The organism is Planobispora longispora (assembly GCF_016863135.1).
GTDB lineage: Bacteria > Actinomycetota > Actinomycetes > Streptosporangiales > Streptosporangiaceae > Planobispora > Planobispora longispora.
Genome location: NZ_BOOH01000004.1, coordinates 1 through 14,738 on the forward strand (window position 1 = coordinate 1; position 14,738 = coordinate 14,738).

14 protein-coding genes are annotated in these 14,738 nt (G+C 71.7%); 6 read left to right on the forward strand and 8 right to left on the reverse strand.

What is annotated here, in order from left to right; genetic code table 11:
- Positions 1-137 precede the first annotated feature (137 nt).
- The 6 genes from scpB to pyrG form a co-directional block, all read right to left on the reverse strand.
- Complete coding sequence (gene scpB, locus Plo01_RS02345; protein WP_203888921.1) at positions 138-710, reverse strand: SMC-Scp complex subunit ScpB; 573 nt, start codon at positions 708-710, stop codon at positions 138-140.
- A 166-nt stretch (positions 711-876) separates the two neighbouring features.
- Positions 877-1,716: a segregation and condensation protein A gene (locus Plo01_RS02350; RefSeq protein ID WP_203888790.1), complete on the reverse strand. Its 840-nt coding sequence runs from the start codon at positions 1,714-1,716 to the stop codon at positions 877-879.
- A gap of 81 nt (positions 1,717-1,797) precedes the next feature.
- Complete coding sequence (locus Plo01_RS02355; RefSeq protein WP_203888791.1) at positions 1,798-2,742, reverse strand: ParA family protein; 945 nt, start codon at positions 2,740-2,742, stop codon at positions 1,798-1,800.
- Between the two features lie 99 nt (positions 2,743-2,841).
- A complete protein-coding gene (locus tag Plo01_RS02360) occupies positions 2,842-3,762 on the reverse strand; it encodes a tyrosine recombinase (RefSeq protein ID WP_239315811.1) in 921 nt (306 codons plus the stop codon).
- A gap of 30 nt (positions 3,763-3,792) precedes the next feature.
- Positions 3,793-4,422 carry an NUDIX domain-containing protein gene (locus Plo01_RS02365; protein WP_203888792.1) on the reverse strand — a complete coding sequence of 210 codons (630 nt, stop codon included), beginning with the start codon at positions 4,420-4,422 and terminating at the stop codon, positions 3,793-3,795.
- A 5-nt stretch (positions 4,423-4,427) separates the two neighbouring features.
- Positions 4,428-6,098 (reverse strand): CTP synthase, encoded by a 1,671-nt coding sequence (gene pyrG, locus Plo01_RS02370; RefSeq protein ID WP_203888793.1) that lies wholly within the window; start codon positions 6,096-6,098, stop codon positions 4,428-4,430.
- Positions 6,099-6,333: 235 nt separating this feature from the next.
- Here pyrG and Plo01_RS02375 point away from each other — a divergent pair, with 235 nt between their 5' ends.
- The 6 genes from Plo01_RS02375 (at position 6,334) to Plo01_RS02400 (ending at position 11,634) form a co-directional block, all read left to right on the forward strand.
- Positions 6,334-7,098, forward strand: a complete 765-nt coding sequence (locus Plo01_RS02375; protein WP_239315812.1) for an acyltransferase — start codon at positions 6,334-6,336, stop codon at positions 7,096-7,098.
- A 55-nt stretch (positions 7,099-7,153) separates the two neighbouring features.
- Positions 7,154-8,299 (forward strand): NAD(P)H-dependent flavin oxidoreductase, encoded by a 1,146-nt coding sequence (locus tag Plo01_RS02380; RefSeq protein WP_203888794.1) that lies wholly within the window; start codon positions 7,154-7,156, stop codon positions 8,297-8,299.
- Between the two features lie 316 nt (positions 8,300-8,615).
- On the forward strand, positions 8,616-9,776 hold the full coding sequence (locus Plo01_RS02385) for a ScyD/ScyE family protein (protein WP_203888795.1): 1,161 nt from the start codon (positions 8,616-8,618) through the stop codon (positions 9,774-9,776).
- A 208-nt stretch (positions 9,777-9,984) separates the two neighbouring features.
- Complete coding sequence (locus Plo01_RS02390; protein ID WP_203888796.1) at positions 9,985-10,587, forward strand: DUF4126 domain-containing protein; 603 nt, start codon at positions 9,985-9,987, stop codon at positions 10,585-10,587.
- Positions 10,588-10,738: 151 nt separating this feature from the next.
- Positions 10,739-11,359: a hypothetical protein gene (locus Plo01_RS02395; RefSeq protein ID WP_203888797.1), complete on the forward strand. Its 621-nt coding sequence runs from the start codon at positions 10,739-10,741 to the stop codon at positions 11,357-11,359.
- 89 nt (positions 11,360-11,448) lie between these two features.
- On the forward strand, positions 11,449-11,634 hold the full coding sequence (locus Plo01_RS02400) for a hypothetical protein (protein ID WP_203888798.1): 186 nt from the start codon (positions 11,449-11,451) through the stop codon (positions 11,632-11,634).
- Here the strand turns inward: Plo01_RS02400 and Plo01_RS02405 are convergent.
- Both Plo01_RS02405 and uvrB read right to left on the reverse strand, forming a co-directional pair.
- Positions 11,621-12,292, reverse strand: a complete 672-nt coding sequence (locus Plo01_RS02405; RefSeq protein WP_203888799.1) for a hypothetical protein — start codon at positions 12,290-12,292, stop codon at positions 11,621-11,623. The genes Plo01_RS02400 and Plo01_RS02405 overlap by 14 nt on opposite strands.
- A 253-nt stretch (positions 12,293-12,545) precedes the next feature.
- The gene (gene uvrB, locus Plo01_RS02410) at positions 12,546-14,657 is read right to left on the reverse strand and encodes an excinuclease ABC subunit UvrB (protein ID WP_203888800.1); all 2,112 of its coding nucleotides are present in this window, start codon (positions 14,655-14,657) and stop codon (positions 12,546-12,548) included.
- Between the last annotated feature and the right edge of the window lie 81 nt (positions 14,658-14,738).

Genomic DNA, 14,738 nt, shown 5'->3' on the forward strand with positions numbered 1-14,738 from the left:
GCGGCGCTCGGAGCGGAAGCCGCGGCTGTCGGCGCGGAAGCCGCCACGGGAGCCGCCGCCGCGGGAGTCTCCACCGCGCGGGGCGCCGCCGCGGCCTCGACCGCGTCCATCACCGGACGGGGTGCTACGCCTGTTGTTCACTGTCTGTGCTCCTCTAGGGTTTCCACGTCGTCGGGCAGGAAGGGCGCGAGTTCGGGAAGCTCGCCGAGATCCCGCAGGCCCATCCGCTCGAGAAAATATGAAGTCGTCCGGTAGAGCACGGCCTGGCTCTCCGGTTCGGTGCCGGCCTCCTCGACCAGCCCCCTGGCCACCAGCGTGCGCATGACGCCGTCGCTGTTGACCCCTCGGATGGCCGCCACCCGAGCCCGGCTCACGGGCTGCCGGTAGGCGACCACGGCCAGGGTCTCCAGGGCGGCCTGGGTGAGCCGCGTCTGCTGGCCGTCGCGGACGAACCGCTCCACGAGGGAAGCGCACTCGGCCCGCGTGTAGAACCGCCAGCCGCCCGCGACCTCTCTCAGATCGAAACCACGGCCCGTCGCGGTGTATTCCGCCGACAGCTCCCGCAGCGCCGCCGCGACCTCGTGCGTGGGCCGCTCCAGCACCTGGGCGAGCGTCACCTCGGCGACCGGCTCGTCCACGACGAGCAGGATCGCCTCCAGCCCGGCGCGCAGACCGGGCTCGGGCGTCTCGGGCCCGCCGGGCCCTCCCACCGCGGCGGGTGCCCCGGACGCGTCGGACGCCTCGGACGCGTCGGGCGCGTCGGGCGCCGAAGACCCGGGCAGTGCGGGAAGCGCCCCTGAGGACGCCTCAGAGACGAGGAGACCGGAGGGCTCCTGGAGACCCCGGGACGCCGGAGACGCCGTCCCAGCCGCCGTCTCAGCCACCGGCTCGGCCATCGGCGGGCTCCTTCCTCGCTTCGTCGTCGTAGTCGTCGGCCACGACGACGTCCCCGTCGTCGCTGCCGGTCCAGGTCACGTGCAGCTCGCCGAGCGGTTCGATCTGCTCGAAGGAGACCGCCGCCTCCCGGAAGAGCTCCAGGACGGCCAGGAAGCGCGCGACGACTTCGAAGGTGCCGGCGCAGTCGGAGGTGAGTGCCCGGAAGGTCGCCCGGCGCAGCCGCCGCAGCCGCTCGACAAGGATAACCGCCTGCTCGCGGACATTGGCGAGCGGTTGGTAGATGTGGGAGACGGAGACCGACGGCGGGGCCTTGGGCGCGAAGGCGCGCTGGGCGATCTGGGCCAGTCGCTCGGGGCCGATGCCGAGGACCAGCTCGGGCAGGAGGTTGGCGAACCGGGCCTCCATCGGCACGATCCGCGGGAAGCGCAGGGCCTCCTCGGCCATCCTGCCCGAGAAGACCTTGGCGACCTCCTTGTAGGCCCGATACTGCAGGAGGCGGGCGAACAGCAGGTCCCGCGCCTCCAGCAGGGCGAGGTCCTCCTCGTCGTCCACCTCGCCGGAGGGCAGCAGCCGGGCGGCCTTGAGGTCGAGCAGGGTCGCGGCGACGAGCAGGAAGTGGCTCGTCTGGTCCAGGTCCCACTCCGGCCCCCGGGCCCGGATGTAGGAGATGAACTCGTCGGTGACCTTGCTGAGCGAGACCTCGGTGATGTCCAGCTTGTGCTTGGAGATCAGGCCGAGCAGCAGGTCGAAGGGGCCCTCGAAGACCTCCAGGCGCACCCTGAAGGTGCCGTCATCGGTCACCTGCGGCTGCTCGGTCATCTCGCCATTGTCCCGCACCCGGCGGTGGAGCGGGCCACTGCGCTCCGGGGCGCGGGAGCGCGGCCGCCTCCCGGGAGGCGGCTACCTCCCGGTCTCCCACCGGGCGAGGACCTCGCGCGCCAGCTCGCGGTAGGCGCTCGCGCCGAGCGAGGACGGGTCGAAGCTGGTGATGGGCTCACCGGCGACCGTGGCGTCGGGGAAGCGGACCGTACGGTTGATCACCGTGTGGTAGACCTTCTCGTCGAAGGCCTCGACCACCCGGGCCAGCACCTCGCGGCCGTGCAGGGTGCGCGCGTCGTACATCGTGGCGAGCAGGCCCTCGATCACCAGCTCGTCGTTGATGCGCTCCTGGACCTTCGTGATGGTGTCCATCAGCAGCGCGACGCCGCGCAGCGCGAAGAACTCGCACTCCAGCGGGATCATGACGCCGTGCGCGCAGGCCAGGGCGTTGATCGTGAGCAGGCCCAGGGAGGGCTGGCAGTCGATCAGGCACACGTCGTACTCGGGCAGGAGGGGCTTGATCACCCGGCCGAGCACCTGCTCGCGGGCGACCTCCGTGACGAGCTGGACCTCGGCCGCGGACAGGTCGATGTTGCTGGGCAGCAGGTCCATGTTCTCGACGCCGGTCTCCAGCAGCACCTCCTCCGCGGTGACCTGGCGGTCCATGAGGAGGTTGTAGACCGTCAGGTCCAGCTGGAGCGGGTTGATCCCCAGGCCCACGGACAGGGCCCCCTGCGGGTCGAAGTCGACCAGCAGCACCTTCAGCCCGGCCTCGGCCAGCGCCGCGCCCAGGTTGATGGTGGTGGTCGTCTTCCCGACGCCGCCCTTCTGGTTGACCATGGCGACGACACGGGACGGTCCGTGGACCGTCCGCGGGCGCGGGTCGGGGAACACCGGACGGGGTCGCCCGGTCGGCCCCAGGACTCCCCCCGCTCGGGGGGGCCCGGAGGCCTTGGTGTCCCCCCAGGGATTCTCGGGGTTTCCCGAGTTCGTTTCCCGGATAGAACCGTCGGTGGTCACACTCACCAGTTGAACCTCCCTGACGGTCTCGAACCGGACCGTCCGGACGGACACTACGACGACAACACGTATGCGGCAAGGCGGCACGCCCTGCCGCATCGGCAGTCAGCGCCGCCCGCGCGGATGCGCCGCGGCGTATATCTCACGTATCTCGCGGAGCCTGTCGGCCGCGGCCGGGGCGGACACCTGGCTGGTGATCACCGAAGCGTGGCCGAGCAGTTCCTGCACCACCCTAACGTCCGCGCCGCCGTCCAGGAGGTGCGTTGCGAACGAATGCCGCAACATATGCGGTGACACACCGGCCAGCCCGGCGCGCTCGGCCGCGGCCTGGAGGACCTCCCACGCGCCCTGGCGGGTGAGCCTGCCGCCGCGGGCGTTGAGGAACAGCCCGGGGGTGGCGCCCCGGCCGTGCGCGGCGATGTCCGGGCGGGCCCGGGCGAGGTAGGCGTCCAGCGCCTCCCCGGCGGGCCGGCCGAGCGGCACCGCGCGGGCCTGCCCGCCCTTGCCGCGCAGCCTGACCTGGCGGGCGGGCGGGTCGAGGTCGACGTCGTCCACGGCCAGGCCGACGGCCTCGGAGATGCGGGCGCCGGTGCCGTACAGCAGCTCCAGCAGCGCCCGGTTGCGCAGGGTGAGCGGGGCCCCGGCGGGACCGGCGGCGGCGATCAGGCGTTCGACCTCCGCGACGCCGATCGCCCTGGGCGCCCGCCGGAGCTGGCGCGGCGGGCGGATCCGCAGGGCCGGGTCGTGCCCGGAGACGCCCTCGCGCAGCGCGAAGCGGTGCAGGCCGCGCACCGCGGAGACGGCCCGGGCCGCCGAACTGGCGACGAGGGCCCGGTGGGTCTCGTCGCCTTCGCGCAGCGCGGCCAGGAAGGCCGTGACGTCGGCCTCGGCGACCTCGCCGAAGGTGACGCGGCCGCGGTTCTTCAGGTGCTCCACGTACCGCACGAGGTCACGCCGGTAGGAGGCCAGTGTGTTGGCGGCCAGGCCCCGCTCCCCCGCCAGGTGGGCGAGGTAGCTGGAGAGCACGGCCTCCGTCTCGCTCAGGGTGTCCTCCCGTCATGCCTCCGGTGCGTCGGCGGGCCGCAGCGAGGCGAAACCGTCCGCCGAGGCGGCGTATGCGGCGAGGATACCGGCCACGGCCTGGGAATTGTGGATCATTCCTCCCAGGGCGCGTCGAACCGCTTCGGCCAGCGGGATCCATACCGCCGGCATGTCGGCCTCCTCGTGCCTGCGCACGAAGTCGAGCTCCTCGGCGGGGATCGGGGTGACGTCGCGGGCGAGGAAGATCCGGGTCCGCTCGTCGGACATGCCGGGCGAGGTGAAGGCGTCGACGAGGACGTTCCAGGTCCCGGCCCGGTAGCCGGCCTCCTCGGCCAGCTCGCGGGCGGCGTTGACGTGCAGCGGCTCGCCGTCGACGTCCCGCAGCCCGGCGGGCAGCTCCCACAGCAGGTGCCGGGCCGGGTGGCGGTACTGCCTGATCAGCAGCACCCGCCCCCGCCCGTCCAGCGCGACCACGGCCACCGACCCGAGGTGGATCACGTAGTCGCGGTCGACGACGTCGCCGTCGGGCATGACGACCGCGTCGGTGACGCCGGTGATGACCCGGGCCCGGAAGTGCTCGGTGGTGGAGACCACCTTCCACTCCTCGGGGACGTCCTCGACCTCCCAGTCGTCGTCCTGGGTCACGTCCCTCACTTGCCCCGCCCGGCCTTGACGACGGCGCCGCGGGCGTCGGCGTAGGCGAGGGCGGCGCTGATCAGCCCCTTGAACAGGGGGTGCGAGCGCGTCGGCCGGGAGCGGAACTCCGGGTGCGCCTGGGTGCCGATGAAGAACGGGTGGACGTCGACGGGCAGCTCGGCGTACTCCACCAGGCGGCCGTCGGGCGACAGGCCGGAGAAGACCATGCCGACCTTCTCCAGCTGCTCGCGGTAGGTGTTGTTGACCTCGTAGCGGTGGCGGTGGCGCTCGTCCACCTTCGCCTTGCCGTACAACTGGCGCGCGAGGGAGCCCTCGGCGAGCTTGGCGGGGTACAGGCCCAGGCGCATGGTGCCGCCCATGTCGCGCTCGCCGGAGACCACGTCCTCCTGGTCGGCCATGGTGGAGATGACCGGGTGGGTGGTCTCGGGGTCGAACTCGGTGCTGCCGGCGTCCTCGACGCCGGCCAGGTTGCGGGCGGCCTCGATGACCATGCACTGCATGCCGAGGCAGAGGCCGAGCAGCGGGACGCGGTTCTCCCGGGCGTGGCGGACGGCGCCGAGCTTGCCCTCGATGCCGCGCACCCCGAAGCCCCCGGGGATGACCACGCCGTCGACGCCGTCCAGCTCGCGCTGGGCGCCCTCGGGGGTCTCGCAGTCGTCGCTCTTGACCCAGCGGATGTTGACGCGGGCGTCGTTGGCGAAGCCTCCGGCGCGCATCGCCTCGGTGACCGACAGATAGGCGTCGGGCAGGTCGATGTACTTGCCGACGAGGGCGATGGTGACCTCCTTGGCCGGGTGGTGCACCCGGCGCAGGAGCTGCTCCCACTCCTTCCAGACCACGTCGCGGAAGGGCAGGCCCAGGCGGCGCACGACGTAGGCGTCCAGGCCCTCGGAGTGCAGCACCTTGGGGATGTCGTAGATGCTCGCCGCGTCGACGGCGGAGACCACGGCGTCCTCGTCCACGTCGCACATCAGGCTGATCTTGCGCTTGATCGCGTTGGTGACCGGGCGGTCGGAGCGCAGCACGATCGCGTCGGGCTGGATGCCGATGTTGCGCAGCGCGGCGACGGAGTGCTGGGTCGGCTTGGTCTTCAGCTCCCCGCTCGGCCCGATGTACGGCAGCAGCGAGACGTGCAGGAAGAACACGTTGTCCCGGCCGACCTCGTGACGGACCTGGCGCACGGCCTCCAGGAAGGGCAGCGACTCGATGTCGCCGACGGTGCCGCCGACCTCGGTGATGACCACGTCGACGTCGGGACCGGCCATGGACCGGATGCGGTCCTTGATCTCGTTGGTGATGTGCGGGATGACCTGCACGGTGTCACCGAGGTATTCGCCGCGGCGCTCCTTGGCGATGACGTTGGAGTAGACCTGGCCGGTGGTCACGTTGGCCGAGCCGTGCAGCTCGGTGTCCAGGAAGCGCTCGTAGTGGCCGACGTCGAGGTCGGTCTCGGCGCCGTCGTCGGTGACGAAGACCTCGCCGTGCTGGAACGGGTTCATCGTCCCGGGGTCGACGTTGAGGTAGGGGTCGAGCTTCTGCATCGTGACCCGCAGGCCACGCAGCTTGAGGAGCCGTCCCAGACTGGAGGCCGTCAGTCCCTTGCCGAGACTGGAGGCGACGCCGCCGGTGACGAACAGATGCTTGGTGTGTGCGGCGCTGCGCAAGGAGTCTCCCGTGGTCGTGACAGATCGTCGGCCGCCCTGCTGAGCGGCCTACAGGTCCACGGGCTCTCAGAATATCAAACCCTGCTCACGAGACGCCCGTATGACCCCTTCTTCCCGGGTGTTCTGCCGGCACGCCATGCCCCGGGGGTCAACCGCGCGGCGGCCGGCGAGGCGCGGCACGACCGGCTCGCCCTGCGTTCCGCCCGCGAGTGACCAAGCGGTAACTTTGGCTCTTATGTCGCTTCGTGGCCTGGTACGGCGTGCCGCCGGCACCCTCATTCACCGCGGCTGGAGTGTGATCCGCGCGGCCGGCGCGGTCAGCCCGGCCAACCCCGCCGGCTACCGGTTCCGCCGCCTCGGCGACGGCGCCTGCCTGTCCTTCCCGGTCGGGGCCATCTTCGGCGAGGCCTGGATCGAGATCGGCGAGCACACCCTCGTGGGCGAGCGCGTCTCCATCTCCGCGGGCATGGGGCCGGGGGTGGACCTCGGCCCGGACTCGATCGTGCGGATCGGCGGGAGCTGCTCGATCGGACGGGGCAGCCACATCGTCGGCCACCAGTCGATCGACATCGGCGACCACGTGTTCACCGGGCCGTACGTGTACATCACCGACCAGAACCACGTCTACGACGATCCCGAGATGCCGATCGGCCGCCAGTGGCCGCGCAACAAACCGGTCTCGATCGGTTCGGGCTCATGGCTGGGCACCGGGGCGATCATCCTGCCGGGCACCCGGATCGGCCGCCAGTGCGTGGTCGCGGGCGGCGCGGTGGTCCGCGGCGAGTTCCCCGACCACAGCGTGATCGCGGGCATCCCGGCCAAGGTCGTGCGCCGCTACACCCCCGGCGAGGGCTGGCAGCCTCCCCACCTGAACGGCGTCCGCCCCGGCTCCGCCGAGCCCTCGCCGGCGGAGCTCCTCCCCGTGGGGCTCCCCGGCATGGACTCCCCACTCGCGGAGCTGCCCCTCGCCGATCCCCCGGCGGGACTCCCCACTCCGTAGGCTCCTCTCCCCGCGAGCCCTGGACCGAACATGGTTCTGGAATTACGGTCACGGCATGCGGACCGCGATCTGTGAAATGTTCGATGTCGATTTCCCCCTCTTCGCCTTCAGTCACTGCCGCGACGTGGTCGCCGCGGTGACCAACGCGGGCGGTTTCGGCGTGCTGGGCGCCGTCGCCTACTCCCCCGAGCAGCTCGACACCGAGCTGTCCTGGATCGACGAGCGGGTCGGCGGCCGGCCGTACGGCGTGGACGTGCTCGTGCCCGGCAGAATCGACTCCTCGGCGGCCGACGCGAACGTCCGCCTGGCCGACGTCATCCCCCAGCGACACCGCGACTTCGTGACCCACCTGTTCGGCAAGTACGGCCTGGGCGCCCCGGAACCGCTGTCGGCCTCGCTGTCCGCCTTCGCCGACGAGCTGGGGCGGCGGGTGACGGCCAGCGGCGCGGGCGGCCTCGTCGACGTGGCGCTGAGGCACCCGATCCGCCTGATCGCCAGCGCGCTCGGCCCGCCGCCGCCCGAGATGGTGGACAAGGCCCGGGCCGCCGGCGTCCCGGTCGCCGCCCTGGTGGGGACCGTCGAGCACGCGCGGCGCCAGGTCGCCGCCGGGGCCGACGTGATCGTGGCGCAGGGGACGGAGGCGGGCGGGCACACCGGCGAGGTCTCCACCATGGTCCTGGTCCCCCAGGTGGTCGACGCGGTGGGCGTCCCGGTGCTGGCCGCCGGCGGGATCGCGGACGGCCGCCAGATGGCGGCGGCGCTGGCGCTGGGCGCCGAGGGGGTGTGGTGCGGCTCGGTCTGGCTGACCACCGAGGAGGCCGAGACGCCGCTCTCCGTCAGGAGCAAGATGCTGGCCGCCACCTCCTCCGACACCGTGAGGTCCCGCTGCCGGACCGGCAAGCCCGCCCGGCAGCTGAGGTCGGCCTGGACCGAGGAGTGGGACGAGGCGCAGGAGAGCCCGGGGGCGCTGCCGATGCCGTTGCAGATGCTGCTCGCCGAAGGCGCCATGGCCAGGATCACCCGCGCGGCCGAGCGCGGCGACCCGGGCGCGCGCGAACTCGCCGGTTATTTCGTGGGCCAGGTCGTCGGCCAGCTGAACCAGGTGAAGCCCGCCCGGCGGGTCGTCCACGACATGATCGACGAGCTCGCCGCCGCCGTCGCACGGGTGCGGGACATCACCTACGACGACGCCCCCGCGTGAGCGATCCCGCGGGGGAAACCGGCGTGCGGCGCGTCGACATCATCGGCCGTCACTGAGCGGCCCCGCGCGCGGGGAAACCACCGGGTCCGCCCCGGGCGCGCGGAGGAGCCACCGGGCGGGCCCGGACGGCCGTCCCGGATCCGTCCGGGCCGGTCCGCCGCGCGACGGACACGATCTCCCCCGCCCGGTGGAATTCGCCGCCGCGCGGGGCTGATTCCGATCAAGATCCCTTGTGCCGGCGATCACGCCGCTCGTAGCTTCTCCGTTGCCCGACCGCGCCATCGGACGCGCGGGACGTCCGGCGGAGGAGATCATGATGAGCGGAGTTCGTAATCGTCGGCTGCTGACGGCGGCCGCGGCGGGAATCGCGGTGTCGGCGGTCACCGCGGCGGCCGCGCCCGCCGCGACGGCGGAGGCCGCCGACGGCGCCGTCGAGGTCGTCGCCAAGGGACTCGACAGCCCGCGCGGACTGTCCTTCGGCCCCGACGGCACGCTGTACATCGCCGAGTCCGGCCACGGCGGGAAGCTCAAGTGCGCCACGCCGCCCGCGGCCCCCGGCGAGAAGGCGGAGAAGATCTGCTTCGGCCTCACCGGCAGGATCAGCACGGTCAAGGACGGCAAGACCTCCGTGCTGCTGAAGGGTCTGCCCTCGGCGGCCAGCGGCCCGTTCGCGCTCGGCCCGCACGACGTCGCGCTCACCGGGAAGGGCGACCTGCTGGTCACCGTCGGCTTCTCCGGCGACACGGAGTTCCGCGCCGAGCTCGGCCCCAAGGCCAGGACCCTCGGCACGTTGCTGACCCTGTCGCCGCGCGGCAAGCGGCTCTCGGTCGCCGACCTGGCCGCCCACGAGACCAGGCACAACCCCGACCGCAAGGACAAGGGCAGCGCGGTCGACTCCTACCCGTTCGGGGTCGCGCCGCTGCCCGGCGGCGGCGCGCTGGTCACCGACACCGGCGGCAACACGGTGCTGCGGGTGAGCGCGAAGGGCAAGGTCAGCACGGAGGCGGTCTTCCGCGCCCGCTCCGTCGCGGCCCCGCCGGAGCTCAAGATGCCCAAGGGCAGCAAGATCCCGATGCAGTCGGTCCCGATGGGCATCGTCCGGGGCCCGGACGGCGCGTTCTACGTCGCCGAACACGGCGGCTTCCCCAATCCCGAGGGCTCGGCCCGGGTCTTCCGCCTGAAGGACGGCAGGGTCACCACCGCGGCGAAGGGCTTCACCACGGTCGCCGACGTGGCCTTCGACGCCGAGGGACGGCTGATCGTCCTCGGCTCGGTCGGGCCGCTGCCCGCCGATCACACGGCCAAGACCTCCGTCTACCGGATCGAGGCCGACGGCGCCCGCACCGAACTTCTCAAGCCCGGCACGCTGACCACTCCGCTCGGCGTGGCCGTCGGCCCCGACGGCGCCGTCTACGTGGCCGACAAGGCCATGACGCCCGGTAAGGGCGAGGTGCTCCGAATCCCCGTATCGGAGTAAGCCCGCAGGAGAGGACGAGGGGCGCGCCCGCATGCGGGCGCGCCCCTCGTTCCATTCCCGGGCGTCCCTCGTCCCGTTCCCGGGCGTCCCTCGTCCCGTTCCCGGGCATCCCTCGTCCCGTTCCCGGGCGCGCCGGATTCCGTCGGAACCGTCGGGATCCCTTTTCCTCCGGAAAACGTTGGAAGGGGAGACAGACGACGGAGGTGTGATGCTCGCGGCACTGACCGGCCTGGGCCTTTCCACCGCGGCCGGGCTGAACGCCTATATCCCGCTGCTGGTGGTGGGCCTGCTGGCCAACACGACCGACCAGGTACGGCTGCCCCAGGAGTTCGCCTGGCTGGCGAACGGCTGGGTGCTGGGGATCATCGGCGTGCTGCTGCTGGCCGAGATCGTGCTCGACAAGGTCCCGGTCGTCGACAGCGTCAACGACATGATCCAGACGGTGGTCCGCCCGGCCTCCGGCGGCGTGGTGTTCAGCGCCACCGAGGCCGCGGCCCGGCTCGACGGCTCGACCTGGATGGCCGAGCACCCCTGGGTGAGCTGGGTGCTGGGCATCGGGGTCGCGCTGGCCGTCCACGTGATGAAGACCACCGCCAGGCCCGTGGTGAACGCCTCGACCGCCGGGGTGGGCGCGCCGGTGGTGAGCACGGTGGAGGACGCCGGCTCGCTCGGCATCAGCCTGGTGGCGATCTTCCTGCCGGTCCTCGTCCTCGTGGTCGTCGCCGGGCTGGCCCTGCTCGCCTGGTGGGTGATCAGGAAGGTACGCCGCCGCCGCCGCATGCGCGGCCGCGGCGGAGTGCGCCCCGGCTGACCAGGGCCCCCTGACGGGTCCTCAGCCGTCTCTCAGCGGCCGCTCAGCGACGGGTCGCACGATACGAGGGTCCGTCCCATAAGCCCGGAAACCGCGTGCAGGCAAGCGCGCGGGATATGCTCGAAGAACCTCGAACGACCCCCACCGGGAGGTGGCTCCGATCGGCACTTTCCTCACCATCGTCCTGGTGATCCTGCTGTTCCTCCTCATCCTGGGAGGAGCCGGGCTGTACCTGCTGGTCAAGGTGGGCAAGAAGGCCACGAAGAAGGCGCGGAAGGTGACGACCCGGGTGGTCTCCCACGTGGCCGCGATGGACCCCGGCGACGCCGGTGAGGCCGAGCGCATGCGGCTGGACCTGCGCCGTGAGGTCTCCATCACCCGCCAGGCCGTGGACCACGCCCTCCGGGACGGCTGGGGCCTGGGCGAGCTGCCCCAGTTGATCGGCGAGATCGGCATGCACGCCGACCAGCTCGACGCCCAGCTCGGCCGCTACGCCCAGCAGAGCCGCGTGTCCCCCTACGTCGACCACGCCACGCTCGCCCGCCTGCGCGACCAGCAGGCCAAGCTGACCACGGCCTGCGCGCGGATCCGCGCCGACCTGATGAACGACCAGATGACGCACACGGCGAGCGGCATCGACGAGATCCAGAGCCGCACCGACCTGGAGATCGAGGCCCGCCGCCAGGCCCCGATCCCCGACCCGCTGGACCAGATCGACGAGCTCTACAACCGCACGATGATCGACCGCGCGCGCCCGGAAGAGCCCCGCTGACGATCACCCCCTGCGGCGTCACGAGCACGTCGCGTTGATCCCGGCTTTCGTCGGGGGGGAGGTCCACGGATGACCACCGTGTTTCCCGAGTGGTTCTATCCGGGGCCTCCCCGCGGGCGGAGCAGGAGGACGAGCGGCCCGTCGTCTGCACCTTCGAGCCGGAACCGTCCGTGAAAGCCTACGTCCCCACCGGGATCCACCGCGGGCGCCTCCGGACGGACATCGGCTTCGGCGTGGACATCGATCTCGACCTCGACGAGTTCATCCGCGGCTGAGCGCGTCGTAGGTCTCCGCCAGCTCCTCGTAGGTCGCACCGGCGTTGATCCTCGCCCGCATGGCCTGCGCCTGCGCCGTGCTCGGCAGGAAGCCCTCCAGCAGGAAGGGCAGGCCGGAGCGCCAGCCGAGCACCGCGCCGGGTGACTGCCGATGTGCGCCGCGGATCACGGAGACGCCGACCCGGACCGCGTGCTCGTTGCCCGGCGGCACGCCCGGCCGGTCGGTCTCGATCGCCGAGTAGCGGAATCCGTCGGCCAGGTCGCACGGCGGGCAGCCACGGGGGCCGCGTCCCAGCCGCGAACCGCACTCGGGGCACGCCAGCCGGTCCAGGGCCGCGTCCACGACCCGCCAGTCGTGCCGGGAAGGCTCGTCCACGACCATCTCGGCGATCGCCGTCTCATCCGCCTCGGACGGAACCGCCGTGGCGGACTCGCGCTCGGCGGTCACTGTCCCGCCCGCCCGGGGCAGGTCCGCCGTAGCGGACTCGCGTTCGGCGATCACCGTCTCATCCACCCCGGATGGAACGGCCGTACCGAACTCGCGCCGCAGGAACGCGCGCCAGCCCTCCTCGACGAGAGCGTCGACCAGGGCCAGGCAGCGGGCGCAGCCGGGGGCCCCGCCGTACTCCGGGCATCCACACTCGACGCACCTGCGCATCCCGTCTCCGTTCCCCCGCCCTCGTTCTCGGACCAGCCGCGACCATAGCCCCCGGCCCGCCCGCGGGCGAGCGGTTTAACCGGCTCGCCACGCCACCCGGGCCGGAACGGCCGTCCGGACCGGGAGAGCCCTACCTGACCGGGAAGGCCGTCCGGGCCCGGAAGGCGGTGCCGGGGACCGGGAGAGCCGTACCTGACCGGTCGGAGAGGACGCCCGGCGGGGAGCGGCGTCGCAGGGCAGGCCGGAGCGAGGCTCAGGTGATCCCGGCCTCCCGCATGTCGCGGACCTCGCGCTTGAGTTCCTTGATCTCGTCGCGGAGCCGGGCGGCGACCTCGAACTGCAGGTCCGCCGCGGCCTGGTGCATCTGCTCGGTGAGCGACTCGATCAGCGACTCCAGCTGGGCGCGGGGCATCTCCCCGGCGATCGCCTTGGCGTGCTGCCCGGCCTGCTTGACCGCGAAGCCGGGCACCGGGGCCTTGCCGCGCGACTGCTGTCGGCCGCTGCCGCCGAGGAGCTGGGCGGTGTCGGCGTCCTCGCGGTTGAGCGAGTCGAGGATGTCGGCGATCTTCTTGCGGAGCGGCTGGGGGTCGATGCCGTTGGCCTCGTTGTACGCCTGCTGTTTGGCCCGGCGCCGGTTGGTCTCCTCGATCGCCCGCTCCATGGAGGGGGTGATCCGGTCGGCGTACATGTGCACCTGGCCGGAGACGTTTCGGGCGGCGCGGCCGATGGTCTGGATCAGCGACGTCTCCGACCGGAGGAAGCCCTCCTTGTCGGCGTCGAGGATGGCCACCAGCGACACCTCGGGCAGGTCGAGGCCCTCGCGGAGCAGGTTGATGCCGACGAGCACGTCGAACTCGCCGATGCGCAGCTCGCGCAGGAGCTCGATGCGGCGCAGCGTGTCGACCTCGCTGTGCAGGTAGCGCACCCGGATGCCGAGCTCCAGCAGGTAGTCGGTGAGGTCCTCGGCCATCTTCTTGGTCAGCGTGGTGACCAGGACCCGCTCGTCCTTCTCGGTGCGCGTGCGGATCTCGTGGACCAGGTCGTCGATCTGGGACGTGGTCGGCTTGACGACGACCTCGGGGTCGACCAGGCCGGTCGGGCGGATGACCTGCTCGACCACCTCGCCCTTGACCCGGCCCAGCTCGTAGGAGCCGGGGGTGGCGGACAGGTAGACGGTCTGGCCGATCCGGTCCAGGAACTCCTCCCACTTCAGCGGGCGGTTGTCCAGCGCCGAGGGCAGGCGGAAGCCGTGGTCGACGAGGGTGCGCTTGCGGGAGGCGTCGCCTTCGTACATCGCGCCGATCTGCGGGACGGTCTGGTGCGACTCGTCCAGGACCAGCAGGAAGTCCTCGGGGAAGTAGTCGAGCAGGGTGTTGGGCGCGCTGCCGGGGGGACGGCCGTCCATGTGACGCGAGTAGTTCTCGATGCCGGAGCAGGTGCCGATCTGGTGCATCATCTCCAGGTCGTAGGTGGTGCGCATGCGCAGCCGCTGGGCCTCCAGCAGCTTGCCCTGCCGCTCCATCTCCTCCAGCCGCCCGGCCAGCTCGTCCTCGATGCCCCGGATGGCCCCGGCCATCCGCTCGGGGCCGGCGACGTAGTGGGAGGCGGGGAAGATGTAGAGCTCCTCGTCTTCCGAGATCACCTCTCCGGTCAGCGGGTGCATGGTGGAGAGCTTCTCGATCTCGTCGCCGAACATCTCGATCCGGACGGCGAGCTCCTCGTACTTCGGGATGATCTCGATGGTGTCGCCGCGCACCCGGAACGTGCCCCGGGTGAAGGCGAGGTCGTTGCGGGTGTACTGCATGTCGACGAGGCGGCGCAGCAGCTGGTCGCGCTCGACCTCCATGCCGACCTTCACCCGGGTCATGCGGTCGACGTACTCCTGCGGGGTGCCCAGGCCGTAGATGCACGAGACCGAGGCGACCACGATCGTGTCGCGGCGGGTGAGCAGGGAGTTGGTCGCCGAGTGCCGCAGCCGCTCGACCTCGTCGTTGATCGAGGAGTCCTTCTCGATGTAGGTGTCGCTCTGCGGGACGTACGCCTCGGGCTGGTAGTAGTCGTAGTAGGAGACGAAGTACTCGACCGCGTTGTTGGGCATCATCTCGCGCAGCTCGTTGGCGAACTGGGCGGCGAGCGTCTTGTTGGGCTGCATCACCAGGGTGGGGCGCTGCAACCGCTCGATCAGCCAGGCGATCGTGGCGGTCTTGCCCGTGCCCGTGGCGCCGAGCAGGACGCTGTCCTTCTCCCCCGCCCGCACGCGCCGTTCGAGCTCGGCGATCGCGGTTGGCTGGTCGCCCGAAGGGGTCATGTCCGTGATGACCTCGAAGGGGGCCACCGTACGCTGCAAATCTGTTACCGGCCTCACCTGTCCCACTGTAGGCGGCAGGGCCGACAATCCTTATTCAACCGTTCGGCAAGTGGTCCGCAAGCTCGATGCTCTTGAATC